Source organism: Methylocystis sp. (assembly GCF_021731785.1).
Lineage (GTDB): Bacteria > Pseudomonadota > Alphaproteobacteria > Rhizobiales > Beijerinckiaceae > Methylocystis.
In genome coordinates this window covers 1-7,644 of the sequence record NZ_JAKFWS010000078.1, presented here as the reverse complement: position 1 = coordinate 7,644, position 7,644 = coordinate 1, and the positions used below count along the sequence as shown (strand labels likewise).

At 59.3% G+C, this 7,644-nt stretch carries 8 protein-coding genes and 2 pseudogenes; 3 read left to right on the top strand and 7 right to left on the bottom strand.

Annotation, left to right across the window (positions count from 1 at the left end):
• The 6 genes and pseudogenes from QZ964_RS13510 to QZ964_RS13485 all read right to left on the bottom strand — a co-directional run.
• A pseudogene (locus QZ964_RS13510) lies at positions 1-218 on the bottom strand (IS5/IS1182 family transposase); the annotation flags it as partial.
• Between the two features lie 349 nt (positions 219-567).
• The gene (locus QZ964_RS13505) at positions 568-1,113 is read right to left on the bottom strand and encodes a terminase small subunit (RefSeq protein ID WP_292532176.1); all 546 of its coding nucleotides are present in this window, start codon (positions 1,111-1,113) and stop codon (positions 568-570) included.
• Between the two features lie 76 nt (positions 1,114-1,189).
• Positions 1,190-2,422 (bottom strand): hypothetical protein, encoded by a 1,233-nt coding sequence (locus tag QZ964_RS13500; protein WP_292532175.1) that lies wholly within the window; start codon positions 2,420-2,422, stop codon positions 1,190-1,192.
• A 342-nt stretch (positions 2,423-2,764) separates the two neighbouring features.
• Positions 2,765-3,613 carry a Na+-dependent transporter gene (locus tag QZ964_RS13495; protein WP_292532174.1) on the bottom strand — a complete coding sequence of 283 codons (849 nt, stop codon included), beginning with the start codon at positions 3,611-3,613 and terminating at the stop codon, positions 2,765-2,767.
• Positions 3,614-3,829: 216 nt separating this feature from the next.
• Entirely contained in the window at positions 3,830-4,117 is a 288-nt protein-coding gene (locus QZ964_RS13490; protein ID WP_292532173.1) for a recombinase family protein, read from the bottom strand.
• A gap of 208 nt (positions 4,118-4,325) precedes the next feature.
• A pseudogene (locus QZ964_RS13485) lies at positions 4,326-4,783 on the bottom strand (IMP dehydrogenase); the annotation flags it as partial.
• 39 nt (positions 4,784-4,822) lie between these two features.
• Here QZ964_RS13485 and QZ964_RS13480 point away from each other — a divergent pair.
• The 3 genes from QZ964_RS13480 (at position 4,823) to QZ964_RS13470 (ending at position 6,915) form a co-directional block, all read left to right on the top strand.
• A complete protein-coding gene (locus tag QZ964_RS13480; protein ID WP_292532172.1) occupies positions 4,823-5,365 on the top strand; it encodes a hypothetical protein in 543 nt (180 codons plus the stop codon).
• A 795-nt stretch (positions 5,366-6,160) separates the two neighbouring features.
• Complete coding sequence (locus QZ964_RS13475; RefSeq protein ID WP_367119274.1) at positions 6,161-6,652, top strand: SOS response-associated peptidase; 492 nt, start codon at positions 6,161-6,163, stop codon at positions 6,650-6,652.
• Positions 6,535-6,915: an SOS response-associated peptidase gene (locus QZ964_RS13470; RefSeq protein ID WP_292532170.1), complete on the top strand. Its 381-nt coding sequence runs from the start codon at positions 6,535-6,537 to the stop codon at positions 6,913-6,915. The genes QZ964_RS13475 and QZ964_RS13470 overlap by 118 nt, the downstream gene beginning before the upstream one ends.
• Positions 6,916-6,927: 12 nt before the next feature.
• On the opposite strand, the gene QZ964_RS13465 is transcribed toward QZ964_RS13470, so the two are convergent.
• Positions 6,928-7,125 (bottom strand): hypothetical protein, encoded by a 198-nt coding sequence (locus QZ964_RS13465; protein WP_292532169.1) that lies wholly within the window; start codon positions 7,123-7,125, stop codon positions 6,928-6,930.
• Between the last annotated feature and the right edge of the window lie 519 nt (positions 7,126-7,644).

Below are 7,644 nucleotides of genomic sequence, written 5' to 3'. Positions count from 1 at the left end.
AGCGCTTTAAAGATCACCACTTCATCCCATGGCTTGCGCCCCGCCGAACTCCTGCGTTCCGCGTCGTGCTTGCGGAGCTCGCCTTTGATCAACGCCGCCTTCAGCTTCGGCCGGAACGACTCCCATGCAACCAACGTCGCGATGGGAACCAGTGGATCGTTCTTGGCGTCGAGCTCTTCATAGCGTCGACTCAAATCGAAGAAACCAAGCTGTCCCACGCCAAATTCCTACGTTCAGAGCCTGCGAGGTTTGAATCTGATTTGCGTAACGGTTGGAAGAGGGAATTTTTCGAGGTGCCTTTAAGGCAGCCCAAATATGTGGCTTCGTTTTCATGTCAAGCGCAATATCACTATCGGCGTGCGGCAGTGGAGAAAAAGATGAAGCCCTCGGACGTTTAATTACGGATTGCCAGATGTCGGCTCACTATGCGATGGCAGATTCGCCTCTAACTGACGAAAAGAAGCACGTTGCAATTGGAGAGTACGTTGAACGATGCTTGAGAGAAGCCACACGCGGATGGGTCTTGCGTTGAAACTCCTCAATCAGCTGAAAACGGCAAGAATTTTGTCAAGCCTCTAAAAAAATGTTGGAAATGCAGCAAATCCTCTTAGGGTCTTCTCTGATTGAGGTCTTTGGCGTCAAGCCGGCAACCTCCAGCCGATCCCGGAACATATTGAGGTGCTTCCCGATCAATTCGAGGGCGCGCAGCTTGTCGGTCAATCGCACCTTGCGAGTGACGCCGCTTTCGTCACCACCGATTTCGACCACATCGAGGGAGGCGATGGCCGCCGCTGTGTCGTCGTCCATTTCGGAGAGAGGTCTGAGCGAGCCGTCGTACTTGAGCGCCTTGCGCGGGTCGAAGAAGGCGACCTTGGCGAGTTCGCGCAACACGCGATCGGCGCTGACTTCTGTTCGAGCGGCGCGTTCGGCCATCGCTTTGTCAATCGCCTCGGCGACCTGAGCATTTCTGAGCAGCCTCGCCGCATTGACTTCAGCAGAATTACCCCGCGCAGTGTAGCCGGCGCGGCGATAGGCGGCGGCAGCGTTGAGATCCAGAAGATACTGCCGGACAAACTCTTCGTTTTTGCGGGTCAGCTTTTTCCCGGTGGCCATGGTTTAGATCCTTGTCTCTCTCAACTGCTTTCCGCCTTACACGTCGCACAGCAGAACGAAGGCCGCTGGAGCGTGCTCATTGGCCGTCGCCCTTGGGGCGACGCCAGGGCGGGTTTTGGTGAGTTTGGTGAGTTTGGTGAGTTTGTTTCAGCCCATTCCCATTTTCATTTTCATACGATTTTTCGTTTCGCGCGTAGCTGGTAGAAAACTCACCAAACTCACCAAACTCACCATTTTCGTGCTGACACTCGCTCTGGTCCAGAACCTCCACGCGCCAAAGGAGCGTGTTCGACCGGGAACCGTCCTGCACGAAGCGGCGCCCTTCAACGACTCTCCCGGCGCGCGCCTCGATCCATCGCCCGATACGCCGTGGGTTCAATTCGCCGCGCTCGATAGCGCCGATCTCGTCGAGCGCGTCGAAAAGCTCTGTGTCGCGGTCCATCGCATACGGCCGCAACGCCTTAACGGGCTGGCGCGCTGCGCCAAATTCCGCCTCCCACGCCCGCAGGAGGGCGTCGAGCTTTCGCATATCGGGGTCCGCCTCGAAACCGGCGTCGATGGACGCGACGGGATCGTCAACGTCGAGCCAGTCATTGCGGCCGATCCAGATCACGCATTGCCGGATCGTGTCCGACCATGCCTCGAAGCTCGCTGTCCGGTCATGCGTAAATGTTGGGGAGCCTGCGTTGTGCCATGCGCGCAACAGGATCAAGCCGGCGCGCACCATGTCGAGCCGGCGGCCCCGGCAGTATTCGAGCGGGTCGAGATTAAAGGCGCGCTTATGCGGCGCCTCCATCCCTGGGTCCAATTCGCAGCGCAACAGACGCCGGTTCAGGTCGCCGATGATGACCGGCTTGTTACCGGTCAGCACAAGCAAGCTGTTCGTCGGAACCCTTGTCGTCTGCGAGACGCCTAAGATTCGTCCCTCATAGACCGGCGACGTGAGGAAACCGCACAATGCGGCCGAACTGAACACGCTTGCGATATTGTCCATCAGCAAAATTGGCGAGCCGTTGATCGCCTTGGCGAGCAATAGTTTGCTCAGTTCGTTTTCGTCGACGCCTTCGGGCACGCCAAGCACGTCGGGCATGTCCGCCGACATCAACGATGCGAGACACAATGCAAGCAGCGTTTTGCCGGAACCTGGTGCCGTCGCGCTGATGAGGAAGCCCGGCGCGGTCGACAACAGTCGGCGGACGACTGCGGTCAGCAGGGCCGCGAGAAACACAGAACGCGATACGAGGCCGTTCGCGACGCCTGCCGCGTCGGCGAAGGGAAAATTCTCGAACGGAAGCCAAAGTAACTTCACCGCCTCGCGGGCCTCCGCTTCGCCGGCATGCTCGCCGATCGGTTCGATGCTTGCCGGCGCCTGGACGTAAAGCCCAGACTTCTCGTCGAAGCCGTCTTCATCGACGATACAGTTTACGCTGGGGCGAGTTGATGACGATCGTGCCGGGCGGCGACGGCGCCGGCGATGAGAAATTCACTGCTTCCCGAGCCAACCCGCTTTGCAACGTCATCAGAGGGATGATTAGCAAAGCGGTGATTGCAAGAAGAGGTCGAAGCATTTGGAGCATCTCACAAAACATCCCTGCGCGCACATAAGCGCAACCCTTATATTGCACGGTAACAAGCGCGTCCTTTCCAGAGATCAAAGCTGCGTGCGTTTGCGCCAAACAGTATAAGGAATCGTGAAGATGGCGCAAAGGACCACGTAAAGCAGGATCGCGGGCAAGACCGCCTTCTGCTCTGGAAAATTTGTCGAGCCAATCGCCAACGCGATGCCAGGATGTCGTGTGGCCGTCGCGAGCGCGAGCACGGTCCTATGATGGGAGTCGGGGCCGCCGAGCATATGTCCGACGGCGAGCCCAACGAACACGAAGGCGGCAATAGCCACGATTGTTCCATTTCCGACGAGGGCGATGATGGCCGGCCAAGCAGAGTAAAGGACGGGCAGAATGCTGATGGCAAGCGACACAGCGGCGATAAGCGCGACAGGTTTGGAGATTTGCAAGGCGATCGCGGGAGCAAATTGCCTGACGAGCATTCCCGCCACCAACGGCGCAAGAACTGTCACAAGCACCAGATGAGCGATTGGCCAAGCCCGCATATGGATGGGCATCTGCGAGAATTGGTTGAGCAACTCGATTGCTACCGGAATGTATACAACTGCAGCCACTGCGGCGAAAACCAACAATGCGATGGCGTAGGATGGCTCTCCGTGCGCCTTGATTTGCTTTTTCGGGAGAATGGGTGGAGCGGGAGAGACAGCAAGCGCCACGAGCGAGACTTCTATAGCTTCGGGTAGATTGAACGCCGCCACGATCGCTACCGCGACCACAGGCATGATTATGTCCATCGCCAGCAGCGACCGCGCAAGCTGCGCGGGTCGGCGGAGAAGGTAGGCGGCATCGTTTGGCTGGGAGTCGAGGCCAATTGCGAACACGCTCAGTGCGATGCTGGCCTTCAGCGCGACTAGAATCAGGGTTTGAAAACTCATTGGGGAGGTCTCGTCCTCGACTTCACGGCTCTATCGCGCCCTTAGGTGTATAGTCCCGCGGTGAGCTGGGTCGGGTCATCTGTTGAAGATGGCTGGCTCATCTTTCCAGATTTTACAGACATTTTCGTGAGGTTGTCAGGCTTCGCTGCGCCTTCAGCCGTTTAGCAAAATTATCGGCGCCCAAGAACGCTGCGAGATTTTCAAGAAAACCACGCATTACCCGACGGATTTGATCGACGAGGAGTGGGAGCGGCTTGAACCGTTCCCGCCCTCTAATGGCCTCTGCGGCTTTTCATCAATACCTTCTATCTGGTGGTGCGCAATAACGCGCGCGACCTGCGTTGCTTGCCATTCGCCGCCTCGCGGAGTCTTGATGCCTCTCGCATTTAGCTCCTTGGCGATCTGTGCGAGTGATCTGCCGTTCGCTTTGAGTTCGTCGATGATGGGCATGAGATCGGCAGCGCGCCCCCTTGAGTCGCGCTGCAAAAAAGTTGCGGTCATCATCAATTCGAATGACGCGGAGAACTAATTTCGGTCATAGACTTAGGACGAATGGTGAGGGGCGCGAGCAGATTAGACGAGCGCATTTACTCTCATCATTCGCATATTTGGCGCTCACTTCTGAGGCTCTACTATAGACTAAGACGTTTCCTCCTTCACTTTTCTCCCATGACTTAGGGGTCGTTGCGCGGCCCCCTTTTATTGGCGCTTCTCAAACGCCTGTCGGGTAGTTCGGGCTCTCGCGGGTGATAGCGACGTCATGCACATGGCTCTCGCGCCCGGCGTTGGTGATGCGCACGAATTGCGCGCGCTCCTGAAACTCTCTGATCGTCGGGGTGCCGACATAGCCCATCGCCGCGCGCAGCCCGCCCGCGAGCTGAGAGAGGATCGGCGCATCGGGCCGCGATAAGGCACCTGCCCCTCGATGCCCTCGGGCACGAGTTTGAGCTGCGCCTTCACGTCACCCTGGAAATGGCGCGTCGCCGATCCCGCCGTCATCGCCCCGACTGACCCCATGCCGCGATAGGCCTTGAATCAGCGGCCCTGATACAGAAACACCTCGCCGGGCGACTCCTCGGCGCCCGCGAACAGCGATCCGATCATGACGACGTCGGCGCCCGCCGCGATGGTTTTGGCGAGGTCGTCGGAATATTTGACGCCGCCGTCGCCGTCGCAGCCACGGACAAGCCAGCGGCGGCGCACTGTCGGATGGCATCGACGGCCTCCGGACGCGGCGGGTCGATCAAGCCGATGAGTCCGATGGCAACTTTCGGAAAAGAACCAGTCATAGACGCGGCATTACTCTTAACCCTTATCTTAAGAGTGGGCCGTGTCCGGGCAATTAAGGGGCTACGTCATAAGCTGCGCGAATTATGCAAGCATGAACACAGGCGATTCGAAATCGGGGCTACAAAAATGAATGCCAATCGATCGAGTGAACCACGTTTCAACATCGTCATCTGGAAGGGCGCGAAGCAACTCGGAACGCTACGAGATCGCGACGCCAGCCGGGCGCGCAGCAATTTCGGCGGCGTTGTGGCGCGCTATAAAAATTCCACCGACAATCACCGGGTCGAACTTTACGACGGAGCGGACCTGATCGAGGCCTGGTCGAGCGAGGACGGACACAAGGCTCCTTCCGCAGAGACGCCTGTCCCCGCCAGCGGAAAAATTCATCGCGAGGGCGAGTGCGTCGGGCGGGTCATTTCGATCCCCTGTCAGCTTGTGCCATCACGTTCGGCGAAAGCGTGAGCTAGCGTGAGAAAGTGGGAGATTCTCACGTCTCTCACGCGCCGCCGTGCTTCCGCTTCCCGGATCCGCTCGCCGGCGATCTCGGCGAGGTGAGGGTTCTCCGCTCCTCCACGCTTATTGGTTCCGGCGCGTTGTGTTGAATGACGGAATGCCGACGCTCGTCTGAGGTCCGCTTCTCGCGGTTGGCGTCGGCAAAGTGGACAATCCGCAGTTGGCCACAACGCGACGAGATTCAGCAGCCTTCGGAATGACGGCCCGATACCGCCCTTGGCCGAACTTCGCGAGCAGACCCTCCTCGCACATCCTGGAGGGATAACACCGTGGAATACCGGCGTCCGTTAGATCGCGGGTCCGCACCTCGCCCCGTTCTAGCGCCCGAGCAACGGCGCGATCCCGGAGCGATGGCGGCGGACCGCCGGCCAGGCGTAGCGCTTCTGCGCGATCCCGGTCGCGCTTGCGCATGTTCGGCGACTGTGGCGCATCCCGGAGGAGGCTGATCGCGAATTCATATTTCTCAGTTTCTTCGACGCCATGGAGCCATTAAACTCAATATGTTACGGCAGAATTCACCGCCCTGTCCGCTAACGGTTTTTGCAGAATGTGGGCGATGAGGTGAGCGCTTGATCGAATGATGCGCCCCTTCGAAGCCTGAAGCGCTCGCCCGGCGAAACGGCTACCGATATCGACAGTCGCCGCCATCAGCATGCAACGCCCTGGCATGCAGTGCAAAAGTTTCATTTCAGAACGTTCCGGCGTGTCGCATAAGTTTGGAGCCAGTCCGCCCAGTCCGCCCTGATGTTAATTTCGGCTAACGACCTTTGCCACATCGTTGCGTCAACCTGCTATGCTCCCGCCATGTGCGGACGTTTCACACAGCATCTCTCCTGGGAAGCGCTTCACCGGCTCGCTGACCTGATCGGCCAACCGCGCAATCTGGCACCGCGCTACAACATCGCCCCGACGACCAGAGTTGAAGTCATCCGTCCTGCGGGGGGCGGCAATGAGCTTGTCCCGATGCGCTGGGGGCTCGTGCCGTCATGGTGGAAAAAGCCACTCAACGAACTTCCTTCGACGTTTAACGCCCGCGCCGAGACAGTCGTTGAGAAGCCAATGTTTCGCTCGGCGTTCAAGTCGCGCCGCTGCGTCATACCGGCGTTGGGCTTCTATGAATGGACCGGCAGCCCCCCGCCAAGACGCCACATTATTTCAGCGCGCGAAGCGGCGCGCCGCCGGCGTTTGCCGGATTGTGGGAAACTTGGCGCGATCCTGAGAGCGACGCGGCGGTAGACTCGGCGACGATCATCGTCGGGCCGGCGAACGATTGGATGAGCCGTTTTCACGACCGCATGCCGGTGATCCTCGAATGGCGTGACGCGAACGCTTGGATGGCTGGCGGCGATCCCAACCCATTGTTGCGCCCGCCGCCCGAGGACGCTTTGCAGGAATGGACCGTCTCGCCGCGCGTCAACCGATCGGGTGTCGGTGATGACGACGCGACGCTAGTCGAGCCAGTCGTCACCGCCGAAAGGGCAAGTTTCGCCATTCGCTGAATGACGTTCCGGTTATTCCGTCATCATTATCAGGCGACCAGCAAAGACGCCGTTAGCCGCCGTCGGCGGCGCCTTGTGGGCGGAATTAACGGGCATCACAAAGCCGATTGCGAACGCCGCAGCCGCCATGGCGGCTACCATTAAAATCGACACGCGAAGCTGCCTGCGCGTCGACTCCTGAGCTACTTCCCAATCCAAGTAAGTCGACATGACCCCCTCCATCTACTGTTCGATGGAAGCGTAGTAGCAAGAGCGGGCGACGCCGGAAGTGCGCCTGCGCACACGCAGCGTTAACCTTAATTTATGCGGCCAGCCCCCGGCGGGCATCCCCACGGGGCTAATTTCAAATCGATCCGCCACACGCGCCAACTCTTCCGACGTGACGTCGCGGCCGTTGATGCTCGTAAACATCGCGGCGACGCCTTCGACGGTCGGGCGTCCACCCCACCTTTACGCGATCGGCGGTCAAGCAGCCGCATGAGCCCGCTCCGGCGTCGGCGACGACGCTCCAGCGCTGATCAAGCCGGCGGTCGCCGCGTAACAGGCTGCGCCGCCGCAAGGGATTCGCTGTTAGAGCGCGTTCGTGATTTTCCGATTCTAAAGGGGATTGAACGAAGCCGCTATCGCGGCGGGGTCGGCGAGTTAGCGTGATGGGTCCCCTGTCTGAGAGGATCGTGGGTGTTGCATCCCACCTCTCAGACAGGAGTTTCAGATGGCCGAGTTAAGCCC

Coding starts and splice junctions, on each gene's coding strand:
- QZ964_RS13495 (WP_292532174.1), bottom strand. CDS start 3,613: ATGAGTTTTCAAACCCTGATTCTAGTCGCGCTGAAGGCCAGCATCGCA.
- QZ964_RS13490 (WP_292532173.1), bottom strand. CDS start 4,117: ATGATGACCGCAACTTTTTTGCAGCGCGACTCAAGGGGGCGCGCTGCC.
- QZ964_RS13480 (WP_292532172.1), top strand. CDS start 4,823: ATGGCATCGACGGCCTCCGGACGCGGCGGGTCGATCAAGCCGATGAGT.
- QZ964_RS13470 (WP_292532170.1), top strand. CDS start 6,535: ATGGACCGGCAGCCCCCCGCCAAGACGCCACATTATTTCAGCGCGCGA.
- QZ964_RS13475 (WP_367119274.1), top strand. CDS start 6,161: ATGTTAATTTCGGCTAACGACCTTTGCCACATCGTTGCGTCAACCTGC.
- QZ964_RS13465 (WP_292532169.1), bottom strand. CDS start 7,125: ATGTCGACTTACTTGGATTGGGAAGTAGCTCAGGAGTCGACGCGCAGG.
- QZ964_RS13505 (WP_292532176.1), bottom strand. CDS start 1,113: ATGGCCACCGGGAAAAAGCTGACCCGCAAAAACGAAGAGTTTGTCCGG.